Source organism: Acinetobacter bereziniae (genome assembly GCF_016576965.1).
GTDB classification, from domain to species: domain Bacteria; phylum Pseudomonadota; class Gammaproteobacteria; order Pseudomonadales; family Moraxellaceae; genus Acinetobacter; species Acinetobacter bereziniae.
In genome coordinates, this window is the sequence record NZ_CP066119.1 from 3,269,463 (window position 1) to 3,292,851 (window position 23,389).

A 23,389-nucleotide genomic window follows, 5' to 3' on the forward strand; every position below is an offset into this window, starting at 1 on the left:
TCAGCTATTTTCTTTTATTGTTGCTGCACCAGATACACCACCTGTTGCAACAATGGCATTTACTACTGCCTGTCCTGCAGCCATTCCACCACCACCAGCAGCTATTGACCCGCCACCAAGCGTGGCTAATCCACTAGTTGTTGCTGCTGCTCCAGCAGTACCTGAAGCAGCGCCAATAGCAATTGCTGCATCGGCTACTCCGCCACCAGCTACAACACCGATACCAACAGCTCCTACGACTGTTCCTACTTTTTTTGCCAGTATTACATTTTCTTCAGATGCTCCCATTAACTTTGCAGCACTACCACTTGCATAGCCTATTCCAACACTAACCTTCTGGACTCCATAATCGATCCCTTGACCAGCTACAGCAGTACCTTTTGTAATACCAGAATCAAGTGTTTTTCCTATATTTGAGCAAGTATCTTTTATATTCTTTTTAGTTTTTGGGTCATCTGTACATAAACTAGCCACCACTCCTACACTTTGTGCAGTAATATTCGTCACAGTACCAAGTCCATTACCAGCATGACGTACAAGACCACCGAGGCTTAGATTTTTTCCAATCCATTCCATTGCCTTTGACATATTCTCCCCCTAAGATACTAATTTTTTAAATTATATGATTAAAACTCTATTTGGAAAATTGATATTTATAACTAAAAATAAATTAATTTTTGATTACATAGATTTCCCTATTTAACATAATCACTGTTACCCAAAATAATATTTTAGAAGCCTTTTTTAAGTCAATGTTTTAAGATCTTACCGCTACCTTAAAAATACCCAAAAGCCGATTTAGAAACAAGTCGGCTTTTTTTATGAGCAGATATGATCGTTCTTGCTAAGTAAAGTATCGCCTAAGCAAATCTATTGCAACTTTAGAATTAAAGCATGGCATTGAAAGCTTTATGATTTACACAATTTCTATAGCTATACAAATCATTAAAAGTATAGCTTTTGAAGATTATTGGAGTTAAATGATTCCTTCATCCTTCATTGCTTTTTGTACCGAGGGATGTTGTTGCATACGATGCATAAATCCTTGTAATGCCTTGAGATGACTAAGATCCAAATTAATAAACGATGCCCAACGAGTGACCACAAATAGATAAATATCTGCAATTGTAAAACCCTGCCCCAATACATTTTCTGAATCAGCAAATTGCTGATCTACCCATGCATATTGCTTTAATAATTTTTCTCTGAAAATATCTTTACTCGCCTCATCAAAACCTTTTTGGAAAAAAGGTGCATAGGATTTATGCAATTCTGAACTTATATAATTCATCCATTCTAATACCTTATAGCGCTTCAAATCGCCAAATGCTGGTAATAAATGAGTATTTTGCATTATTTCAGCCAAATACTGACTGATAATTGCCCCCTCACTGAGATGCAATCCCTCATCTGTAATCAGAAATGGGACCTGTCCTTTCGGATTGATTTTCAAAAAATCTTGTCCATCTTCCGTTTGGTGGTTTTTAAATGAAACATTGACTAACTTAAAATCATGTCCAATTTCTTGTAGCACAATATGCGGAGCCAGTGAACATGCACCTGCGGTATAAAAAAGTCTCATCGATTAATTCCCTGAATTGATTTAAGCTCATGCTATCCTTAACATCATGAACAATAAATACGCATAATATCAATTCACTTATTACATGGTGTATATAATGGATACAGCATTAAATCGAACAATGTTCAGCAATATTGAGATATTCTGTTTAGTTGCTGAACAACAAAGTTTTTCTAATGCTGCTCATCAAGCAGGTTTGACACCGGCAGCTGTGAGTAGATCCATTGCTCGGCTGGAACAACGGCTAGGTCTGCAACTATTTAGCAGAACCACTCGTAAAGTACGCTTAACTCAGGCAGGTGAAGAATATTTTTTTGAATGTAAACAAGTACTGAAACAGATTATTGCAGTCGAACAGCGATTAAAGAATGATTCAGCACAACTATCAGGAATGATTCGGATAAGTTTACCTACACCGTTTGGGCATTTTAGAGTACTTCCACTTTTACCTAAATTCCAAAGGCTTTATCCTGAAATTAAATTTGAAATACAACTCACCAATAAAAATGTTGACTTTATTACAGAAGGATTTGATCTTGCCATTCGCGGTCGAAATATTCCTGACTCAAATCTCATTGCTCGTCGTTTAGAAAATGCTGATCTACTTATAGTCGCATCACCAGAATACTTAAAGAAAAATGGCATTCCCTCGAATATTACTGACTTACAGCATCATCAATGTATTCAATACTTATTACCGAGTACGGGAAAAGCACTGCCTTGGTCTATTTTACTCAATCAAGAAATCATGGATATTCAAACACAAGGATATTTAAGTTGTAATGAGGATATTTTAGCGACCATTACGCTTGCTCGCTATGGGGCTGGTCTATTGCAAACATGTCGATTTGCGATTGAAGATGATTTAAAGCAGGGACGGCTGATTGAAGTCCTACAACAATATGCTGGGGCGCAACGACCTTTTTCGCTGTTATATCCTAAAATTAAATATGAACAACGACATATCCGTTTGTTCATTGATTTTCTAATCGAGCATTTAAGCACTTTAATTTAGATTAAATCGAATACGGATAGCCAATTACTTTAGTACCCAACTTGGTATTTTTATTTTGCTTTCCATTGTCCAGAAACCTGAATATTGACTTTCTCCCCGACGCCACCTATTGCCTTTTTCATGCCAAAATCACTACGTTTAATGGTTGTTGACGAGGTAAAATCCAATAATTTTGGATCATTGGAATGAGGTTTAATCGTCGCCTTAAATGTTACCGGTTTAACTACATTTCGTAACGTTAACTGACCTAAAATTAAATATTGATGATTGGCTAATGGTTTAAAAGAAGTGCTTTTAAAACTTGCAGTTGGATATTTTTCTGCATAGAACAAATCTTGCCCCATAATCATATTTTTTAATGATGATTTACTGATACTTAGGCTATTTACATCCATCACAAATTGAGTCGATGCAGATTGAGGAGTATTTATATCAAAATCTAGTTGCGACTGAACCTTTTGAAACTGCCCTTTAACAATATTGACTCCCAATGAGTCAATGTGAAAACCTACCTGGCTATTTGCTGTCAAAGACCAAGTTGCTGCATAAGCGGAAAGTGCGAAAATCGAACAACTACATAGAGCAATACTCTTTGTTGCAACTGATTTAAAATTCATAGACCGCTCCAAATCTTGTTTTGCTATTTTTTGTCCTGCTCTACAGTGTATTGCATCAGCATCAAAATAGATTAAAGATTTGATTTGTCTTCGGTTTGGTATTTGTATTTTAATTGTTGATAAATTTCAGTTTTTTGAAATTCCGCTAAAAACTCTGCTGTGCCTAGTGGAAATTCAGCTTGATAAATTTCACCACGATAATACGCCTCACGTAGCGGCGTAGCAGAAATAGAACCTACCAAGCTGTCCAGCTCAACCATTTCCCATTCTGGAAAAAGCTTTAAATAATAAGAAGAATCATCTTTAAAATGTCCAATTAAACCCATTTTATCATGGTCTAATACAACTCCTTTGACCAATGATTTAACCAATTCAACCCATTTGGCATCATTATAAACATCAATCACATGAACAAATTTAATTCGCTTTTGATCTGCTGCTGAGAAATTTGATAAAATCATCTGTTCCCTTTCTGAAGCCAGAAAAGGATTTTTGGTATTCCGCTCATTCTGTGCCGACCCTAACGCCAAAATCACGAAGTGACTCTGTTGTAATGCAATTTTGATGGTTTGCATGTGCGCTAAATGAAAAGGCTGGAAACGTCCAATATAAACCAGATAATCAAATTTATAAGTCATAAAGCAAATTTTTTATGAACTCATCAGTTGCAACATAAATTCAAATATGCGACATAATGAGGGCATAAAATCCAATTAAATTTTAAAGCAAGGATAGTACGATGACACTCAGTTGTATTCAACAACCTCATCAACATTTAAACGCAAATTTAGAAAATGGTGTACTGACTTTAGCAATTAATCGACCAGAAGCTAAAAATGCACTGTACGGAGAACTCTATCTTTGGATTGCAAAAGCGTTAGACGAAGCGGATCAAGACAATGATGTACGTGTGGTCATTTTACGTGGTGCCGAAGCTGATTTTAGTGCGGGAAATGATATGAAAGACTTTATGGCTTTCATTCAACAACCGCTTGAAGGCAAGGAAGGAGACGGTCCTCCTTTTGTCTTACTCAAAGCTGCTGCACGTTTATCTAAACCTTTAATATGCGCAGTACGTGGCGTTGCAATCGGGATCGGTGTAACGATTCTTTTACATGCGGATTTGGTTTATGCAGACAATACTGCACTGTTCCAGATTCCATTTGTAAGCTTAGGATTATCACCTGAAGGCGCTTCAAGCAAACTTTTAATTCAACAGGCAGGCTATCACAAAGCAGCTGAACTGTTGTTAACAGCACAAAAATTTAACAGTGAAAAAGCTTTAAATGCGGGGCTAATCAATAGTATTGAAGACGATGTTTATGGTCATGCACTTCATCAAGCTCAAACGCTTGCCGCGCTTCCATTGGCATCAATCAAACAAACCAAAGCATTAATGAAGCACAATCTCGAAGAAATTATTCAATGTGTAGATGATGAAGCAGTCATCTTTATGCAACGAGTAAAATCACCAGAAATGGCAGAAGCCGTCGCCGCATTTATGCAAAAGCGCAAGCCAAACTTTTCACAGTTTAATTAATTCATTTCATCCGAAAAACCACTGTATTACAAATATTCAGTGGTTTTTTTTATTTCTGATTCTCTAAAATTGAACGATTCAACATTCAGTACAAATATTATGTCTCAAGATTCATCAAGCACTAAAAAACGTTATTACGAACCGGCTCCGCAAGATATCGATATTGAAAATTTTCGAAAAGTCATTGAAAGCCGTCGTTCGGTTCGTAAATTCACTGAAAAACAAATTCCTGCGGAAGTGTTAGATGCATGTTTAGATTTGGCATTGCTTGCGCCTAACTCATCTAATTTACAACCGTGGACGTTCTATGTGGTTCAATCTGAATCTAAAAAGAAACAACTGATTAAAGCGTGTCTCAGTCAATTATCAGCCAAAACTGCGGCAGAATTAATCGTCTGTGTAGCTCGAATAGACCGTATTGATGAAATGGCAAAAATGAATCTAAGTGATTTTCCATTTCCAGAAGCACCAAGAGCGGTCAAGCAATATTATAAGTTTATCGCCTATAACTATAAAACAGGTTATCTCAATGCTCTCGGTAACTTTAAAAAAGTGGCTTTTAAAGTTGCACGAACTTTAGATAAACAGCTTCCTGTTACTGCATTTAATCCTGCGGATGCTCAACTTTGGGCAAGTAAAACCACAGCTTTGGCTTGTGAAAATCTGGTCCTTGCTTTACGTGCTTATGGTTTTGATAGTTGTATGATGGAAGGTTTTGATGAGCCTTTAGTCCGTAAAATCCTCAACTTAGGTCCTAAAGAATTTCCAATCATGGTCATCAGTGCTGGTGAGCGTGCTGAGGATGGTGTGTTTTTCCCACAATATCGCTTTGATCGTAAATTATTCATTCAAAAAGTTTAATTTTAAAGCACAAGCTAACCCGCTCTCTAAAGGGCGGGTATATTTTAGCTAGATGTTGATATCAATCATTTGAATAAATTCAAAAGCTGGTTCTGCATAAGGATGACTCGTTTTCAAAGCTTTTGCCACAGACCTTGCTTTTGGCTCTGGAACAATGGTTTCTACACGCCATTCAGGCAGTTGTTCTAAATGACCTAACTCCCCAATAAAAGGCTTAGCTCCCTTTATCGGTTTAAATTGTCCCATACCTAAAACTTGCCATGCACAATGCTCATAATCTCCAATTCCTCCAGCACCCGCATCAAAAATGGCTTGCTTGGTGATTTCCAAATGGGATTCAGGAACATAATAAATAAGTTTAAGCATAGACACACTCCAGATCAAAACCAATTCGCTTATCTTTAAACGACCATGAGACTACGGTTTAAGTTTAAGGTCATATCCAGTTCTACTCTTGGTTTCAAATGCCTCATCTCGATCAATCTTATATAAAATTAAGTCTGATAAATAAATACTTCTTGGAAGTTTGATCAGTGCTGTGATCTGATTATAAATATAAAACCCCATTTTAGCTTCAGTATCAAATTTGCGTTTATAAAAAACTAAAGCCACTTGATACAAGATCACCATTAACATGATTGCAAAATATAGATAGGTAAAAAATACAAAGTCAGCAACCAAAGCAAAAAACAACCAAATAAAAAATAAGATTGCAGCCATCACAATGATCATGATTATACATTCAGCCCATCCATGATGTTGACTCAGGGTGGTAGGTTGATCTTCATCTAAGTATAAATACCGCTCTCGGTCGTATAAATACCAAATATAGTAGCCCTTCTCATCTGGAAATTCTGTTAAAACAACATCAACATTTTGTCCATTCTTGACATAAAACTCATCAAAATAACCATAAATCGGTAAGCCATTTAATGTTGCTGTAACCTCAAAAAATGGGTCCGTATCTTTTGCTGACAAGGGAATCTTTTGCGATCGAATATTATTAATTTCGCCTTTTTGTGCTTGCAGCTTAAATTTAAGCTCTTGAAACTCAGTTAAATTTTCTCTGTTCCGCTGATTGCACATTCTTTCAACCAATGCTTGGGATTGAATCAAATTATGCTTTTTAGAAATATTCAGTACATGCTCCATAAAATAAAGATCTGGAATGACTTCAAAATACGAGTTTGTCATCCTGAAATATTGGAGTTTCTGTTGTTCTAAACTAGGTAGTTGCAGTAATTTAAATACTTGATCTGCATATTGATATTGAGGATTGATCAGACGATGAACTAAAAAAAAGCAAGTCAACAGTACAGATAAACATAAAATACCGAAAACGTATTGGATAATATCAAAATAATAAACCGTGCTGTCCATGACCAATTGATAAATCACCAATTCTAAAACTAAAATTAAAATGATCCAAAATGTAGAAAACCATGTTTTATATAATTGATTAGATAGTTTTTTAGCGTTCACCTGATAGATTGCATCATTCAAATATAGCAATCCATCATCTAGTTTAAACACCGCGTCTATTTCATCATGTTTTCCATGGAAAATTATTTTGACGCGATCACCCACCTTAAAATAGAAATCACTTTTTAATGGGAATGTATAATTAATTTGATCAATCACTAAGCGAAATTGTTCAATATTTTTATCATATGACGTTGTTACTATCGTACCTTCGACACATCGCATCGTTAAGTTTTCCAAACGTGTTACCTTTATTGTTAAATTTCTAGAAGTTTGATAGAAAAATATAATTAAAAATAGTCAGTTGAATTTCATTTGCGATGAGTAAAAAGTCCTATGTATATTGATACCTGCAATATTTTTTTGAGTCTGATCTGCTCGAAACGTAACCGTATAGCGATTTTGTGATTTACCATAATCATAAAGATAAGTGGCTATAACAAAATGCCCTTCTCCGACATAATACTGATTGCCAAATGAAATTCTCTCTTTTTTCAATAAAGGATCATAGTAAGGAATATAACTGGATAACTCTAAAAGCGCTGTTTCATCATCCTGCATCTCTTGATAAGCTTTAGGTTCGAGTAATTTTTCTATGGTTGCAACATCTTTGTCTCGAATCGCAATATAGAGTGCCTCTGCATTTTGCTCCTCTTGCTCGGTCAATTCTCGCATTTTTTCATTCATTTTCTGCTCAAGCTTTGCGACGAGTTCTTGCTTTTTTTGATCACTAAAATTTTTCACTTGATCACAAGCACCCAATATAAAAGCACTACTTATCAAAGAAAGTTTATATAATTTTTTCATTGTTTAATTGACTCAACGATCTTTTTTATTGATTTTTAAATGATAAAAAGGACGCCTAAGCGTCCTTCTATGCCGTATAGAATTATTCTTCTGAGGCACCTTCATCAGACTCAGTTTCACCCTCGTCCATGATAGTTTCCTCATCTACTAATTTTTCAGCATCAATCAACTGCTCTGAACTATCAGCATGATCTTCATCAACAAGTGCAGCTAATTCTTCTTCAACTGCTTCAACCGCAACCACACCGACCAAGACTTCTTCATTACCTAAGCGGATCAAACGAACACCTTGAGCATTACGACCCGTTCTTGCAACTTCCGAAGCTCGGGTACGAACTAAAGTACCACCGTCAGAAATCAGCATTAACTCTTTGGACGCATCAATTGCAACCGCACCGACCAATTCACCATTACGTTCAGATGTTTTGATTGCAATCACACCCTTACCGCCACGTTTCTTGGTTGGGAAATCATCTACAGGTGTACGTTTACCATAACCATTTGCAGATGCACAAAGCACCTCTCCAGTTTCAGGCACAACAACCAATGAGACAATACGACTCACGATATTCAAATCTGAAGAATCTTCATCATCTGAATCTACATCGGTTTCTGACTCTTCTTCAGCTTGAGCAGCAGCCAAGCTAACACGCATACCACGAACACCTTTCGCTGTACGCCCCATCACACGCGCGTCAGTTTCAGAGAAGCGAATTGCCTTACCTTCATTTGAGAACAACATGATTTGCTGTTCACCATCGGTAATTGCCACACCAATCAGCGTATCTTCTTCTTTTAACTCAATCGCACGTAAACCATTTGAACGTACATTACTGAATTGTTCTAATTCAACACGTTTAACGGTACCTGATGCTGTTGCCATAAATACATAGAAGTTTTTGCGAACACTTTCTACACGTTCTGCAAATTCTGCAATCAATTCATCATCAAGATCTGAAGCAGATAATTCCAATCCAATTTCTTTCAACTGCTTACGTAAAGCATCTGATAAATCATCTGGGTTTTCGCCTAATTCAGCAAATGCAGCTTTTAATGCTTCATAGTGCGAATCGATAATTGCATTTTCACGAAGTTTTGCGACATTTGTACGCACAAAACTTCTAAACTCAGTTAAACGTTCTGTAAATTTCTTCGGTGCATCAATCACAGGAAGAATCGCTGTAATTGTTTCATCCGCATCTAATGGCAATAAGTTCACCATTGGGCGTCCTTTTGCACCACGAGATGCTTGTGGTACTTCAAATACTTTTAAGCGATATACTTTACCCACATTGGTAAAGCACAACACTGTTGCATGGTTTGAAGTCACAATTAAGTGCTGAATATAATCGTCTTCTTTCATCGACGTAGCCGACTTACCACGTCCACCACGGCGTTGAGCAGCGTAGTCTGACAATGGCTGAGTTTTGGCATAACCCGACTTAGAAACGGTCAATACCACTTGCTCTTCAGGGATTAAATCTTCACGTGAGAAGTCAATACGAGACTCAACAATCTCGGTACGACGACCATCACCATATTGCTGAAGAATCAACGCTAACTCTTCTTTGATCACGCCCATCAATAAATTAAAGTCATTTAAAATTGCAGTGAGTTCAGCAATTTGAGCCAAAATTTCAGAATATTCTGCTTGTAACTTGTCTTGTTCAAGACCTGTTAAACGATGCAAACGTAATTCTAAAATTGCGCCGACTTGCGCTGGAGACAAACGGTAAACCAAACCATCTAAACCAAATGGACGATTTGGATCTTCACCTTCGATCTCATCTGGGCGAACTGAAATTGCACCTGCTTTTTCGAGCAATGCAACAACATTGCCACCTGCCCATTCACCCGCAAGTAGACGTTCACGCGCTTCTGTTGGATTTGCAGAGGTTTTGATGGTCTCAATAATTTCATCAATATTGGCTAAAGCAACAGTCAAACCTTCCAAGATATGTCCACGTTCACGCGCTTTACGTAATTCGAACATGGTGCGGCGAGTCACAACTTCTTGACGATGACGAATAAATGCCGCAACAATATCTTTTAAATTCATTAATTTAGGCTGACCATTGTCAAGACAGACCATATTAATGCTGAAAGAGTTTTCTAATTGGGTATTGAGGAATAAATTATTGACGATAACTTCAGCATTTTCTCCACGCTTTAAGTCAATCGCTATGCGCATCCCATCTTTATCAGATTCATCACGTAGCTCTGAAATACCTTCAAGTTTCTTTTCTTTAACCAATTCAGCAATTCGCTCAATGGTTTTTGCTTTATTGACTTGATATGGAATTTCTGTAAATACGATTGTCGTGCGACCTGTTTTCTGGTCTTCTTCAAAATGATATTTACCACGAATGTGCAAACGACCTTTACCTGTACGGTAAGCATCTACAATTCCTGATTTACCATAAATAATACCACCTGTAGGGAAGTCTGGACCAGTCACATGTTCCATCAATCCTTCAACAGAGATATTCGGATTATTTGCATACGCTAAACAAGCATTGATCACTTCTGTCAGGTTATGCGGCGCCATATTGGTCGCCATACCCACAGCAATACCCGTTACACCATTGATCAATAAGTTGGGAATACGTGTTGGCATAACTTGAGGGATACGCTCAGATCCATCATAGTTATCTTCCCATTCGACTGTATCTTTCTCTAGGTCAGCCAGTATTTCGTGGGTCAATTTGCGCATACGAACTTCGGTATAACGCATCGCTGCGGCACTGTCACCATCGACAGAACCAAAGTTTCCCTGACCATCAACCAATTGATAACGTAAGCTAAAGTCTTGTGCCATACGAACAATGGTTTCATAAACAGCTAAGTCACCATGTGGGTGATATTTACCGATTACGTCACCAACAACACGTGCCGATTTTTTATAAGCTTTGTTATAATCATTGCCTAACTCGTGCATAGCGAATAGCACACGACGATGAACGGGCTTTAAGCCATCTCTCACGTCTGGTAATGCACGAGATACAATAACACTCATGGCATAATCGAGATATGAGCTTTTTAGTTCATCCTCAATGGCAATCGGTCTAGTTTCCGATACGCTCATGCATACTCCTTATTACAAACAGCACTCATTGCGGCTGTTCATTTATATCATCTAGCTAGTCAAAATTTAGCTCAAAAAAAGTTGAGCCAAAATGTAAAATTCAGTCATACAGTATAGCATAAATTCTATTGCTTTTGTGCCAATCCATCCCCACTATAATCATGATTTTTTGTAGTATTTTTAAGCAACTTTAAGATTTTTTTGAGATTAAAAATGCCTGTAAAATTAGCAGTAGAACAACAAAACTCAAACTGATCAACACGTCGATATTTAAATCACTTATCCAACTTAGATTTGCTGTATTAAGATCAAATCAATAACAGCGAAAATCACAGAGTATGCATGTCTATTTCAAAGCATTTTCAAATAAATTGAGGTAAAATTTGACCTGATTTATAACATTTTTTTGTTAATCTGTAGTTCTAAATAATTTATAAAATACAAAAACAAAATGTGTAATGACCAATAAACTCATAAAAAATACAAAATGAAAAATCACATGATGTAAATAAGTCGGCTCATTTAAAACATATTGATCCATCCACATTTGCACATCAGCATCATCGGCACGATAAATAAATGCTAAATGATAGAGAACAAATCCAATTAAGATCAACAGAAACCCATATGCCAGTAAACCTTGCATCCACATCGAATGTTGCATCTTAAAAAATAGCGGCAGACCGATTACTAAAGCAAAAAGGCAGACGATGAAAATGTAAATTCTACCAAACATTGGATGTTCAGTATTTTTGATTGAACTCATATTAAACGATTACTAAAAAGGATCATGGTCTAAGTATTGGCAGTCTTTGAGCAAATCATCATCTATACCAATACTATAACACGTCCAGCCTACAATTTTTTTATGTCGAATTTCAGGTACAGCATAGATCTTTTTTTCTGGTTCCAGTCGAAATAACCCAACGATCGAGCCATTTTGACCCACCGCAAAATTTCGATAAGTATAATCACTAAAACCAGTTTCAGTATAGGGTTCTAATTGCTTCAACTGCGTAGGAAGTTTCCCTGTTTTCTGATAATACTTTTCGATATCTTTCTGAAATTCTTCTACTGCGCTATAGCGAGAAAATAACTGATTTTTAATACTATCTATTTCATCATCCGCATTTATATCTTCAGCGGCGGCTGTTGCAACATCTGTCGCCTCAGCATCTTCATCTGTAGCAGAATGATCGACATTTGTAATACCAATCACTGACATTACAGCTGGAATCACGACACTCGCAACGATGCCCAACACGGCTGGACCAAACATAAAAACCGCTAAAAGTATCCATACAATTTTTAAATTTTTCTTTTTCTTCGGATTTTGTATATCTCCCCAAGTGTCTTTGGCTTTATCCTGCCAAGAATCTAAAAAAATCCGTGCTTTATCCTCAATAGAAACATTTTTATCCATTAAGCTTTCTGTTAATGATTTTGACTCTGGTGGAGTACCCTGTTTTGGTGGTGTTGGTGCTTTTTTATTTTCTCGGCGTACGGACGATTCAACATTGCTGCTCCCTGTAAATATATTATTCTGTTTAATATGTTTTAGGCGAGCACCACAAATGCCGCATTTGACAGCTTCATTAATATTTTCAGCATTACATTTAGGACACTTCATATTTTTTCTATTTTAAAGTTAAATTATTGAGTCTGCGGTAAAGTTTTCTGTGCAGGTTGAGATTCAGATTTTTTTCGTTGTTCCGCGGTCTGATGAATACCTTCACGAATCACAGATACTGTTAAAATTTGAAAAGGTAAAGTCACTACATCCAACGCACCTGCCAATACCATATTAAAAGTATTGTCTAGCGCTTGTACAGCATCAAATGATTTCTTTTGCTTAAAGAAGCTAATTTGTACAGGAATTTTCTGTAATGTCCCAGTATAAGGCTGAAAATTTAACTGTGTTTGCGCTCCAATTTTATAAAATTTAAAATCAGATTTGAAAGTTTTACTCCAATTAGGCTGTATTGTGGTTTTGCTAAAACCGTTCTGCTGTAGCGTTTGGCGTTCTTTTTCAGATAACGTCTGATCAGCTTTTTCATAACGTAATATAATATTTAACCCTTGCTGTTGTTGAGTTGCAATATTCACGTTCACTTGCAAAGGCTGATTTTCATTAATGATCATTTTTTGTATGTTTAAACCAGATTGTAAGCTCTCAAGATTCAATTGTTTCTTAGGTATTTCAAGAATATAGTGCTGTCCAATAAAATAGTATTGCTGTTGTCGCTGTGCCAAACCAACCAATACATCATCCGACTGAGAAACAACAATATTCTCAGTATTTACAGCAGATTTTTTTAACATTTGGTGTGTGATTGAAAAGCAACCTGTGAGCATCATAGGCAAGATCAATACTATGACTTTTTGTGTCGTGATTTTTTGTGTAATGTTTTTTTGATTAGAGATTTTCAAAGTATTTCCTATTCAATTTATAATATGTTGACTCCACCTTTAGAATTTTATTTTTAAAATTAAGTTTAATTAATTTTAAATGTTAATAAAATCACAAAAGCGAACATTAAATCTAATAATATCACAATATTTTATTTATTTTTATCGATTTATAAAGTAAAACTAAACAAATGACGTACTTGTTTTAAATTAAAAAAACGATAAACCAGTTAAGGTTTGAGTTTACTTGTTTAAACGTATTCTTACGCTGCAAACAAAGCTGTGCCTTGTTTTTTTATCATATCAGCCCACATTCTATGGCAACTTCTATGTCACATCACGATCCATAGACGATTTATAATTTAAAAATGCAAAGCAAATTAAATCATCCAAAGCTTCTAAAAATTCGTATAAAAGATCTACAGTTCATTTGAAGTAAATAATTAATATCAAATCACTTATATGAATAATAAGACGGTTTAAGCATAGCAATTGAGAATGCTTTTTTGCGCACAGTTCACTAAGGCAATGATCTATTGATCTTAAATTATAGTTCTTTAAAATATGAATAAATAACGCTATTGAAGCCTAAAATTCAAAATAAACGTTCAATACAAACGCTTAAAATACCCATGTTAATGATCTGATTTATATTGTGTTAACTTCAATCATTCAAAAACTAAAAAAGCGCTCAGGTAATCCTAAGCGCTTTTTTGACACTGAATTCTAGAATTAAAGTTTAGAAACTAACTCTGGAACGACAGTATTCAAATCACCCACTAACCAGTAATCAGCTACTGCATTGATTGGTGCTTCTTCATCTTTGTTGATCGCTACGATCACTTTAGAATCTTTCATACCTGCCAAGTGCTGAATCGCACCTGAAATACCAACAGCAACATAAAGGTCTGGTGCAACAATCTTACCTGTTTGACCAACTTGCATGTCGTTTGGAACGAAACCAGCATCAACGGCAGCACGTGAAGCACCTTGAGCAGCACCAAGCTTATCAGCAAGTGGATCAAGTACTTTATGGTAGTTCTCACCAGAACCAACACCACGACCACCAGAAACAACAATACGAGCTGCTGTTAATTCTGGACGCTCTGATTTCACGATTTCTTCAGAAATAAACTTAGAAATACCAGCATCACCTGTAGAAGTAACTGATTCAACCGCAGCAGAACCGCCTTCAGCAGCAACTGGGTCAAATGCAGTACCACGTACAGTTGCAACAACAATTGCTTCATCAGATTGAACTGTTGCAATCGCATTACCTGCATAGATTGGGCGTTTGAAAGTTTTTGGACCTTCAACAGCAATGATATCAGTAATCATGCTGACGTCTAAAAGTGCAGCAGCACGTGGAAGAATGTTTTTACCAGTCGTTGTAGAAGCAGCAAGGATATGGGTATAGCCTTTACCTAATTCAGCAACAAGTTTCGCAACATTCTCAGCCAACTGATTTGCATAAGCAGCATCATCAGCAAGTAAAACTTTGCTTACGCCAGCAACTTTTGCAGCAGCATCTGCAACTGCTTGAGCACCAGAACCTGCAACCAATACAGTGACATCACCACCGATTTTTTGAGCTGCAGCAACAACGTTTAAAGTTGCACCGTTAAGTGTCTTATTGTCGTGCTCAGCGATAACTAAAATACTCATGATTTTATCCTTCTGTATTAGATCACTTTCGCTTCATTTTTAAGTTTTTCAACAAGCTCGTCTACAGACTTCACTTGCACACCAGCTTTACGCTCTGCAGGCGGTTCAACTTTAACTGTTTTAAGTTTAGAAGCTGCTGTAACGCCATAATCTGCAGGAGATTTCGTATCAAGCGGTTTTTTACGTGCTTTCATGATGTTTGGAAGTGCCGCATAACGTGGCTCGTTCAAACGTAAGTCAGTGGTAATGATCGCAGGCGTGTTAAGCTCTACAGTTTGTAAACCACCGTCTACTTCACGAGTAACTTGAACTTTGTCGCCATTTACAGTTACAACAGAAGCAAATGTACCTTGACCTGCATTTAATAATGCACCAAGCATTTGACCTACTTGATTCGAGTCATCATCAATCGCTTGTTTACCTAAAAGGATCAGTTGTGGTTGTTCTTGTTCAACTACACCTTTAAGAATTTTAGCAACTTCTAAAGCACCAATTTCATCTGTAGTTTCAACCAAGATACCGCGGTCTGCACCCAAAGCCATTGCAGAACGAATTTGTTCTTGCGCTTCTTTAGGACCAACAGAAACAACAACGATTTCTGAAACTGTTCCTTTTTCTTTTAAGCGAACCGCTTCTTCCACTGCGATTTCACAAAATGGGTTAATTGACATTTTAACGTTAGTAAGGTCTACCCCACTATTGTCCGGTTTAACGCGAACTTTAACGTTGGCATCAACCACACGTTTTACAGCAACAAGAGCCTTCATGTAATCCTCGGCTGTTTTAGCAAAAGTAAATGTTAAGAAGAGTTATAATAACGCTTCATTTAAAATTATTTAGGTGTCCTATCTTGCAATGTGATTGGCATTTCGGTCAAGTCACAATTCACAAAACAGCGCTAAAAAGTCTTAAAAAAGCCTGAACGTACAGTTCACATTTTTTCTAAAAGGTTTAACTAAGACGTATAAGAATACTATTTCGACAATATTTATATATTGATAAATAACATTATTTGTATAAATTCTGTATAAATAATCAAAATGATTAAGATAAATTATCAATCAATCAACGGGATGCCAACATAAAAAAATTTACAAATGTAGGCTTTGTCATTTCAGACAGATTCAGCAATTTTTCTCACTATGTTTATTCATTAAATTTGTGATTATTTAGGCATTAAACTTGTAACAAAATACAAAAAAAGATAAAACGGGCATGATTTTGAATCCCGTCTTATCTTTATGGTTTTATGAATTTACGATTAGCCAAGCTGCCGCAAGGGTCAATAATGTTCCAGAACCCCCATCAATCCATTTTTGATTACGCTCATTGATCTGTTGTTTTTGCGTCACTTTGGCAACAACCAAACTCAAACTGCAATACACCACAAAGATCAAAGCAATAAAAATAAAGGACAATGCAAAACCTTGGGTAACAGTATTTCCTGACTTATCAATAAACTGCGGCAAAATTGCAAAATATATCAGCATTCCTTTAGGGTTCAATAACGCTGTAAAAAAACCTTTATGAATAGGATTCGATACCGCTTTTTGCTCAATCTGTATTTGTTTAGTGTTAAATACAGACTTAATTAGATGAAAAGCTAGATATAACAAGTAAGCAATTCCCAAATAGCGAATGGTTTCGAACAAAACTGGAAATGACACAATGATTGCCGCAATACCGAGCGCAACCAATATCGAGTGAACCAAATACCCCGAACAAACCCCAAGGGTCGCCATCATGCCTGATTTCGCATCTTTACCTATCACTTGTGACAGGATAAATAACATATCAGGTCCTGGTGTGAAAATTAACGGCAGTACCGTTAAGGCAAAAAGCACAAATACAGACATCTCAATTTTCCTTTCTGTCTGAATGAGAGAAGAAAATAGTATCTGTGAAAATGCTTAAAATAGGATTTCAAATATTCTATAATTCTAATTATTTTTCGAATTAAATTCTATTTTATGAAAATTTCATCTAAGACTATTCTAATAAAGTTAGATCGTATTGATAAAAATATCATTCGAACCTTACAAGCCAATGGTCGAATCCAGAATAACGATTTAGCCCGTGAAATTGGCTTATCACCTTCCTCTTGTCTTAGACGCGTTCGTCTCTTGGAAGATGCTAAAGTCATTCAGAATTACACTACTGTGGTAGATCCACAAAAAATTGGGTTTCAATTGATTTTATTTTCACGAATTTGGCTGTTGGGACAAGATGCTGAAACCATTGATACATTCATTGAAGCCATGAAAGAGCTTCCTCAAGTCATGGAGTGCTATATCATTTTGGGAGAGTGTGATGCGATGTTAAAAGTAGTCGTTCCCGATCTGGAAAGTTACCGTAAATTTCAATCGACCCATTTAACCAAGAAAAATGGTATCACCAGTGTCAAAACGGATGTACCCAGTCAGATCATCAAACAAAGTTTTCAGCTTCCCTTAGAAGACCTGTAATCAGTAAAGTTGGTATGAATGATCTAAGCACCGATTAGGCAATTATAATCATTGAAGGCAATACAATGAAAAAATTTAGTTCTCCGATACAGTTAGAAACACCGAGATTAATTTTAAGACAATGGCAAGCGAGCGATTTAGATGCTTTTGCACATTTAAATGCAGATCCAGAAGTGATGTTGTATTTTCCATCTACACTTAGTAAACAACAAAGCGATCTTTTAGCAGAAAAATTTCAACATCTTATCGCAAGTTATGGCTGGGGTATGTGGGCTGTCGAGTTAAAAGAAAATCAAAAATTTATTGGTTTTGTTGGATTAGCTGACCAACCAGAAACGTTCAGTTTTTCACCCTGTGTTGAAATTGGCTGGCGTCTTGATCGACCTTATTGGAATAAAGGCTACGCAACAGAAGCTGCTAAAGCTTGCTTAACATTTGCATTTGAGCGATTGGCTTTAAAACAGATCGTCGCATTTACAGCTGTATCCAATCGACCTTCTGAAAAAGTGATGCAGCGATTAGGAATGCAGTATGTTTGCTCTTTTCAACATCCAGCTTTAGATGCGCAACATGCGCTAGCAGAACATGTACTTTATCGTATAGCCAACCCAAACCTTTAAAAAGTAAACATGCTAAGATTCAAACATCAGCAAATAATAAACAAGTAAGGATGCCCATCAACGATGATTTATGAATTATGTACGGATCGACTCTTGCTTCGACAATGGCAACCTTCTGATTTAGAAGCTTTTGCAAAAATAACCTCCAATCCTGAAGTGATGCAGTTTTTCCCAAAAATATTAAATCGCCAGCAAAGTGATGAATTAGCCAATCAAATCAAATACCTTATTGAAATTAAAGGTTGGGGGCTTTGGGCTGTTGAACTATTAGAAACTCAAGAATTCATCGGCTGCATCGGGCTACATCCACAACCTTCAAAGTTTGATTTTTCACCGTGTATCGAAATTGGATGGCGACTTGATCCGAAATTTTGGAATCAAGGTTATGCAACTGAAGGTGCTCATGCCTGTTTAAGATTTGCTTTTGAAGAATTGGGTTTTGAAGAAATTGTTGCTTTTACTGCAAAACATAATTTTTCTTCACAAAAAGTCATGGAAAAAATCGGAATGCGTTTTTCACATGACTTCTTGCATCCTGATTTTGATGATCATCATCCACTACGAGAGGAAAAGTTATATCGAATTAAAAAACAGGATTTTCAAGACTAAGAGATCTTACTTGGCAATGCTCTCTAAAAAATCACGATGGATATGACTTAAATCAATCAAATCTTGCTTTTCAAGCTCCAACACCTGCCAAATTTCAATAAAATCTTCTTTTAAATCAATATGGCTAGAAACAGTATTTGCGGCTTGCCATTGCTGATCTGATATCCATAGATAGGTTTGATTGGTTTGGGTATTGATTGCTTGGACTTTTCCTTCAGCATTAATTCCCAAGACTTTCCCCGCTTCAGGCAATGTCGCCTCAATTTTGGGTAAGCTAAATTCTACAAAATGCTTAATTTGACGTAAGCCATAGCCCTTAAAAATCTCTTTTTGAGCTTCTGTCAGTTGCTTATATTTTTGTTCAAGTTCGGGGATCATTGAAAGACCTAAATTTTTTGCAAAATTGAATCAATAAAAATGTATTTGATAAATACGAAACTTAGATATACATGAGAGCATTTTTAAAAACAATTATCTATTCGACTTTTTTCTGTGCTAAATGTGTCTAATCTGTGTGCATGTTCTCAAAGATGAGAAGTTTTCAACAACTTAGATGGACTTCCTTCATCAGTTAAATGCGCTCACGAGCATGCAGCTGCTCTTCTTTTCCTCAACAATCTAATTATTAGAATAAAGGATAATATATAAGTTAGGATTAGATATATATTGCCATGAAATAAGTGATGTCTATAGCCATCAAAAATAAATTTATATAATCGTTCTTGTTGAGTATAACCAATAAAGGCTTTGCCAAAAAAATAACTTAAAATGAAAGAATATAGTCCCGTAAAAACGAAGAACGCTAAAATCTTATTGAATTTATCTTTTATCCAAGTAGTAGAATTAAGGCTCAAGGACGCAATCAGTACACTAAAAATTATCGAGTAAAGACTAACCCAATAGTTATATTCATCCATTTAACCACCTAATGCCTTTTTGATAAATGGTTTATTTATAAATCAATTTCTGAGTATTATTTGCATCAATAATATACATAAATATGCAATGTTCTTATTTTTCATAAAGCTAAATATTTACAAAATGTTTAGTTATTCTTATCAATAAACTAAATTTCACATGAATTAAAAACTATTCAACGTTATTTTACTCATTTTTATTTTATTTTTGCAGCTGATGCTCTTGGGTGTGCTTGATCATAGACTTGTGCCAAACGATCGAAATCGACATGCGTATAAATTTGAGTCGTGGTTAAATTACTATGCCCTAACATTTCTTGAACCGCTCTTAAATCACCACTATTAGACAGCATATGACTGGCAAAACAATGTCTCAGTAAGTGAGGGTGTAAATCAACATTTACTCCTGCTCGTAAGGCTTGATATTTCACACGATTTTCAATTTGTCGAGGTGTAATACTATTGCCACGTTGCGTAATAAAAACAAAAGCATCTGGACTAAATTCGCCTTGCCAAATTCGATAAACTTTCAACCATTCAACTAGACTCTCACGCGCCTTAGAGCCAAAAGGAACGATTCGAGTTTTATTGCCTTTCCCTGTGGTCCTTAATAAATGCCGATTGAAATCAATATCACGAATCGTTAAACGCTGAATTTCTGCAAGCCGTAAACCACTGGAATAGAGCAATTCAAGTATCGCTTTATCTCTCATCCATAATTGCTTTTCTACTGGTTTTTCGGGTTCTGCTTGCTCCATGATTTGATTGATCGTTTCTATATCAATCATCCCAGGTAATGGTCGAGGTTGACGTTTCAATTGAAAATCATCAGCAGCATTGATTTCCAAGTAACCGCCTTGTTTTGCCCATTTCATGAATTGACGAATCGAAGTCAAATGGCGCTGTAGACTACTGGTGGAAAGCTGATCATTTTCAACACGATAAGCCACATATTCACGTAAATCTGATGCTTCTACTTGTTTTAATTCAAGCTGTTTGTCATAGCAGAAATCAATAAAATTCGATACATCTCGAAAGTAAGCATCCAATGTATGCTCAGACTGATTTTGAATTTTGCGATCTTTCATCCACATTGAGAGCAATTGCATTGCACCGTATTGCATAAGCTCTCCTTATTTAAAGTAATTTTGACTGATGAAAAACATACCTAGAATTAGTCTTTTAACAAAGTATTGACTAGACCATCAACCACATCAGCCATTTTATTTAAATTAAGCTTTTCAACCGTATCCTCTGGAGTATGGTAATGCTTATTTCTAAAAAATGCCGTGTCGGTAATCATAATAGCAGGAATATCGAAACGCCAATAATTCAAATGATCAGAAAAATCCACACCTTTGACAAATGATGGTGCAATAAGTCTTTGGCAATCCAAACGCTTTAGATTTTTCATAGACGAACAATATTTTTCACCTATTGCGCGTGAGCTAAAATTACTCACAGCACCAATAAAATTTGCATGTTTGGGATAAAATGCAGCCAATCCTGATGGGTAATCTTGCACATTTTTATGATCGAAATACCCGATCATTTCCAAAATATAGACCGCTTGAATTTGATCTTTCTGTTTTAATATTGACTGGGCGTGGATAAAACTGCCCATGTGTTCTGTACGGAAGTAAGGCGGCTCTTCCAAGGTATAAAACACAAAATCAATATTTTGCTTTAACTGGCGTCGATTTGTTGCCAAAATTCGAGCCGTCTCTATCAGTCCAACAACGCCAGAGGCGTTATCATCTGCACCTTTGAAATTACCATAAACATCATAATGCGCCCCAAGAATCACTTTTTTGGCATGTCCCATTTGCAAATGACAAATCACATTACGATAGTTTTTTCCATCAACCGCATAAGTTTGATATTCACATGGGATGGAAAACTGTTCGATTTGTTGTTTAATAAAGGCAGCAACGCGATCCAGCTCTTGTATATTTTGATAATTTCTAAAAGCTTGAGGATGAATCACTTGTTTTAGGTAGCTATTAAGCCGATCAGGTTCAGCTTGCTGAATATTGAGAGGCTGAGCTGCCATAGCCCATATTGGGAGTATAAAGCTCAGTACAAGCATCAGGATCATTTGTTTTAAAATTCTAGTCATTAGACAATGCATCAACATAGATAAACTCAATAAAAGTTATGCAATAAACATCATTAAAAAAACAGCAATAGGAAAAACAGTTTTTGTTGTATGCCTGAGGATAACCAATATCACGTTATAATGGCGTAATTCCAGCGTTTGAAATTGTTAATATGAAAATCCGTATTCTGACTATTGGTCAAAAAATGCCTGCATGGGTACTGACTGGTTTTGAAGATTATTTCAAAAGAATTCAGCCTTTTGTACAAACTCAAATTATTGAATTGCCCATGGCTAAACGTGGCAAAAATGATTCAGAAGCAGATATTTTAAAATACCGTCAAATCGAAGGTGACAGTATTCTTGGTCAACTCAAACAAGGTGAAACATTAATTGCGCTTGAGGTAGGTGGTCGTGAATTCAGTACAGAAAAACTGGCTGAAACCATGAAAAGTTGGATGCTCGAAGGTAATGATGTCGTGCTTGCAATTGGTGGACCTGATGGTCATTCAGAAGCAGTTCGCAAAGCAGCGGCGTGGCACTGGTCGCTTTCTAAACTAACACTTCCTCATCCATTGGTGCGTGTCATGTTAATCGAACAACTGTATCGTGCGATGAGTATAAATCATAACCACCCTTATCATCGTGCAGGTTAATTTTAGGAATATCGATTTACACGCCTAAATATCTCGTCATCGATAATTTCAGCTTTAAAGAATATGTTGTATTCATGCAACAGGATATTGAAGTAGAACACTGACGCCCAATTATTCATTGAGTTAGAATGGACTTTTGATTTATTCAACGATCATTTAGGCGCAAAGATATGAACTTACAAACACTTCCCGGTTTATTTATCTCACATGGCTCACCCATGCTTGCACTAGATCCCGAACAAGTTGGTCCTGCTTTACATCGACTTGGGCTAAATCTTCCCGTACCACAAGCGATCGTTGTGATGTCAGCACATTGGGAAAGTGATGCACTGGAAGTAAATACAGGTGTACGACCTGAAACATGGCATGATTTTAGAGGTTTTCCTCAAGCACTCTATGAGATGCGTTACCCTGCACCGGGAAATCCTGAACTCGCCGAAGAAATTTTACATTTACTGGCTGAAGCTCAACTCCCTGCGCATGCAAATAGTACACGTCCACGTGATCATGGCGTTTGGATGCCTCTGTTACACATGTATCCTGATGCAGACATTCCAGTGATTGAAATTTCCCTACCGATGACCATGAATGCTGATCAGATCTATGCAATTGGTCAGGCGCTTCGCCCATTACGTGAAAAACAAATTTTACTGATAGGCTCAGGTAGCATTACACACAATCTAAGAGAGTTATCTTGGCAAGATCAAAATAACCGTGTTCCTCAGTGGGCTTCAAGCTTTAGAAATTATGTCGTAAGTAAATTAAATCATAGTGATTATGATGCAGTATTGCAGTGGGACGCTTTACCCTATATCGAAAAAAACCACCCTACGCTCGAACATTTTGCACCACTCTTTTTTGCAATGGGAACTGGACATCGCTTTAGTATTGTACATAGCAGTTTTTCGATGGGTGCATTAGGTATGGATATTTATCGCTTCGACTAAATTGCTGAATTGGC

The 23,389-nt window shown here is 36.5% G+C and carries 25 protein-coding genes; 8 read left to right on the top strand and 17 right to left on the bottom strand.

Going from position 1 to position 23,389, the window contains the following annotated elements; translation table 11 throughout:
- Both I9192_RS15315 and gstA read right to left on the bottom strand, forming a co-directional pair.
- A complete protein-coding gene (locus I9192_RS15315; RefSeq protein ID WP_005032830.1) occupies positions 1-588 on the bottom strand; it encodes a hypothetical protein in 588 nt (195 codons plus the stop codon).
- Positions 589-976: 388 nt separating this feature from the next.
- Positions 977-1,582 (bottom strand): glutathione transferase GstA, encoded by a 606-nt coding sequence (gstA, locus tag I9192_RS15320; RefSeq protein ID WP_005032833.1) that lies wholly within the window; start codon positions 1,580-1,582, stop codon positions 977-979.
- Between the two features lie 97 nt (positions 1,583-1,679).
- Between gstA and I9192_RS15325 the strand changes: the two genes are divergently transcribed.
- Positions 1,680-2,597 carry a LysR family transcriptional regulator gene (locus I9192_RS15325; RefSeq protein ID WP_005032835.1) on the top strand — a complete coding sequence of 306 codons (918 nt, stop codon included), beginning with the start codon at positions 1,680-1,682 and terminating at the stop codon, positions 2,595-2,597.
- Positions 2,598-2,647: 50 nt separating this feature from the next.
- On the opposite strand, the gene I9192_RS15330 is transcribed toward I9192_RS15325, so the two are convergent.
- Positions 2,648-3,214, bottom strand: coding sequence for a YceI family protein (locus tag I9192_RS15330; protein WP_005032837.1), 567 nt, complete (start codon positions 3,212-3,214; stop codon positions 2,648-2,650).
- A gap of 71 nt (positions 3,215-3,285) precedes the next feature.
- The gene (locus tag I9192_RS15335; protein WP_005032839.1) at positions 3,286-3,852 is read right to left on the bottom strand and encodes a nicotinate-nicotinamide nucleotide adenylyltransferase; all 567 of its coding nucleotides are present in this window, start codon (positions 3,850-3,852) and stop codon (positions 3,286-3,288) included.
- A gap of 101 nt (positions 3,853-3,953) precedes the next feature.
- Between I9192_RS15335 and I9192_RS15340 the strand changes: the two genes are divergently transcribed.
- Both I9192_RS15340 and I9192_RS15345 read left to right on the top strand, forming a co-directional pair.
- Entirely contained in the window at positions 3,954-4,754 is an 801-nt protein-coding gene (locus I9192_RS15340; protein ID WP_004829355.1) for an enoyl-CoA hydratase, read from the top strand.
- Positions 4,755-4,853: 99 nt separating this feature from the next.
- A complete protein-coding gene (locus I9192_RS15345; protein ID WP_151800952.1) occupies positions 4,854-5,615 on the top strand; it encodes a nitroreductase family protein in 762 nt (253 codons plus the stop codon).
- Between the two features lie 48 nt (positions 5,616-5,663).
- Here the strand turns inward: I9192_RS15345 and I9192_RS15350 are convergent, their stop codons facing one another.
- From I9192_RS15350 to I9192_RS15395, 10 genes are all read right to left on the bottom strand, one after another.
- Entirely contained in the window at positions 5,664-5,981 is a 318-nt protein-coding gene (locus tag I9192_RS15350) for an NGG1p interacting factor NIF3 (RefSeq protein WP_200149893.1), read from the bottom strand.
- Positions 5,982-6,032: 51 nt separating this feature from the next.
- Positions 6,033-7,337 carry a hypothetical protein gene (locus I9192_RS15355; protein ID WP_227567122.1) on the bottom strand — a complete coding sequence of 435 codons (1,305 nt, stop codon included), beginning with the start codon at positions 7,335-7,337 and terminating at the stop codon, positions 6,033-6,035.
- A 60-nt stretch (positions 7,338-7,397) separates the two neighbouring features.
- Entirely contained in the window at positions 7,398-7,904 is a 507-nt protein-coding gene (locus I9192_RS15360) for a hypothetical protein (RefSeq protein ID WP_046761582.1), read from the bottom strand.
- 82 nt (positions 7,905-7,986) lie between these two features.
- A complete protein-coding gene (gene gyrA / locus I9192_RS15365; RefSeq protein ID WP_200149894.1) occupies positions 7,987-10,989 on the bottom strand; it encodes a DNA gyrase subunit A in 3,003 nt (1,000 codons plus the stop codon).
- A gap of 409 nt (positions 10,990-11,398) precedes the next feature.
- Entirely contained in the window at positions 11,399-11,755 is a 357-nt protein-coding gene (locus tag I9192_RS15370) for a hypothetical protein (protein WP_004829372.1), read from the bottom strand.
- 12 nt (positions 11,756-11,767) lie between these two features.
- Positions 11,768-12,619, bottom strand: a complete 852-nt coding sequence (locus I9192_RS15375) for a zinc ribbon domain-containing protein (RefSeq protein ID WP_200149895.1) — start codon at positions 12,617-12,619, stop codon at positions 11,768-11,770.
- Positions 12,620-12,642: 23 nt separating this feature from the next.
- Positions 12,643-13,311 (bottom strand): hypothetical protein, encoded by a 669-nt coding sequence (locus tag I9192_RS15380; RefSeq protein ID WP_227549120.1) that lies wholly within the window; start codon positions 13,309-13,311, stop codon positions 12,643-12,645.
- Between the two features lie 819 nt (positions 13,312-14,130).
- Positions 14,131-15,063, bottom strand: a complete 933-nt coding sequence (locus tag I9192_RS15385) for an FAD-binding protein (protein WP_151811850.1) — start codon at positions 15,061-15,063, stop codon at positions 14,131-14,133.
- Between the two features lie 17 nt (positions 15,064-15,080).
- Positions 15,081-15,830 (bottom strand): electron transfer flavoprotein subunit beta/FixA family protein, encoded by a 750-nt coding sequence (locus I9192_RS15390; protein ID WP_004829381.1) that lies wholly within the window; start codon positions 15,828-15,830, stop codon positions 15,081-15,083.
- A 480-nt stretch (positions 15,831-16,310) separates the two neighbouring features.
- Complete coding sequence (locus tag I9192_RS15395; protein ID WP_009584221.1) at positions 16,311-16,919, bottom strand: LysE family translocator; 609 nt, start codon at positions 16,917-16,919, stop codon at positions 16,311-16,313.
- A gap of 114 nt (positions 16,920-17,033) precedes the next feature.
- On the opposite strand from I9192_RS15395, the gene I9192_RS15400 reads away from it, so the two are divergent.
- The 3 genes from I9192_RS15400 (at position 17,034) to I9192_RS15410 (ending at position 18,757) form a co-directional block, all read left to right on the top strand.
- Positions 17,034-17,528: an Lrp/AsnC family transcriptional regulator gene (locus I9192_RS15400; protein ID WP_004829384.1), complete on the top strand. Its 495-nt coding sequence runs from the start codon at positions 17,034-17,036 to the stop codon at positions 17,526-17,528.
- Between the two features lie 65 nt (positions 17,529-17,593).
- Positions 17,594-18,148 (top strand): GNAT family N-acetyltransferase, encoded by a 555-nt coding sequence (locus I9192_RS15405; RefSeq protein WP_151811852.1) that lies wholly within the window; start codon positions 17,594-17,596, stop codon positions 18,146-18,148.
- A 63-nt stretch (positions 18,149-18,211) separates the two neighbouring features.
- Entirely contained in the window at positions 18,212-18,757 is a 546-nt protein-coding gene (locus I9192_RS15410) for a GNAT family N-acetyltransferase (RefSeq protein ID WP_004829386.1), read from the top strand.
- A 6-nt stretch (positions 18,758-18,763) separates the two neighbouring features.
- On the opposite strand, the gene I9192_RS15415 is transcribed toward I9192_RS15410, so the two are convergent.
- From I9192_RS15415 to I9192_RS15425, 3 genes are all read right to left on the bottom strand, one after another.
- Positions 18,764-19,135 carry a hypothetical protein gene (locus tag I9192_RS15415; RefSeq protein ID WP_200149896.1) on the bottom strand — a complete coding sequence of 124 codons (372 nt, stop codon included), beginning with the start codon at positions 19,133-19,135 and terminating at the stop codon, positions 18,764-18,766.
- 736 nt (positions 19,136-19,871) lie between these two features.
- On the bottom strand, positions 19,872-20,768 hold the full coding sequence (locus tag I9192_RS15420; RefSeq protein WP_200150429.1) for a tyrosine recombinase XerC: 897 nt from the start codon (positions 20,766-20,768) through the stop codon (positions 19,872-19,874).
- Positions 20,769-20,848: 80 nt separating this feature from the next.
- On the bottom strand, positions 20,849-21,763 hold the full coding sequence (locus tag I9192_RS15425; protein WP_370469255.1) for a M28 family peptidase: 915 nt from the start codon (positions 21,761-21,763) through the stop codon (positions 20,849-20,851).
- Positions 21,764-21,945: 182 nt separating this feature from the next.
- Between I9192_RS15425 and rlmH the strand changes: the two genes are divergently transcribed.
- On the top strand, positions 21,946-22,428 hold the full coding sequence (rlmH, locus tag I9192_RS15430; RefSeq protein ID WP_004829391.1) for a 23S rRNA (pseudouridine(1915)-N(3))-methyltransferase RlmH: 483 nt from the start codon (positions 21,946-21,948) through the stop codon (positions 22,426-22,428).
- Positions 22,429-22,598: 170 nt separating this feature from the next.
- Positions 22,599-23,375 (top strand): dioxygenase family protein, encoded by a 777-nt coding sequence (locus tag I9192_RS15435; protein ID WP_005032891.1) that lies wholly within the window; start codon positions 22,599-22,601, stop codon positions 23,373-23,375.
- The last annotated feature ends 14 nt before the right edge of the window (positions 23,376-23,389 follow it).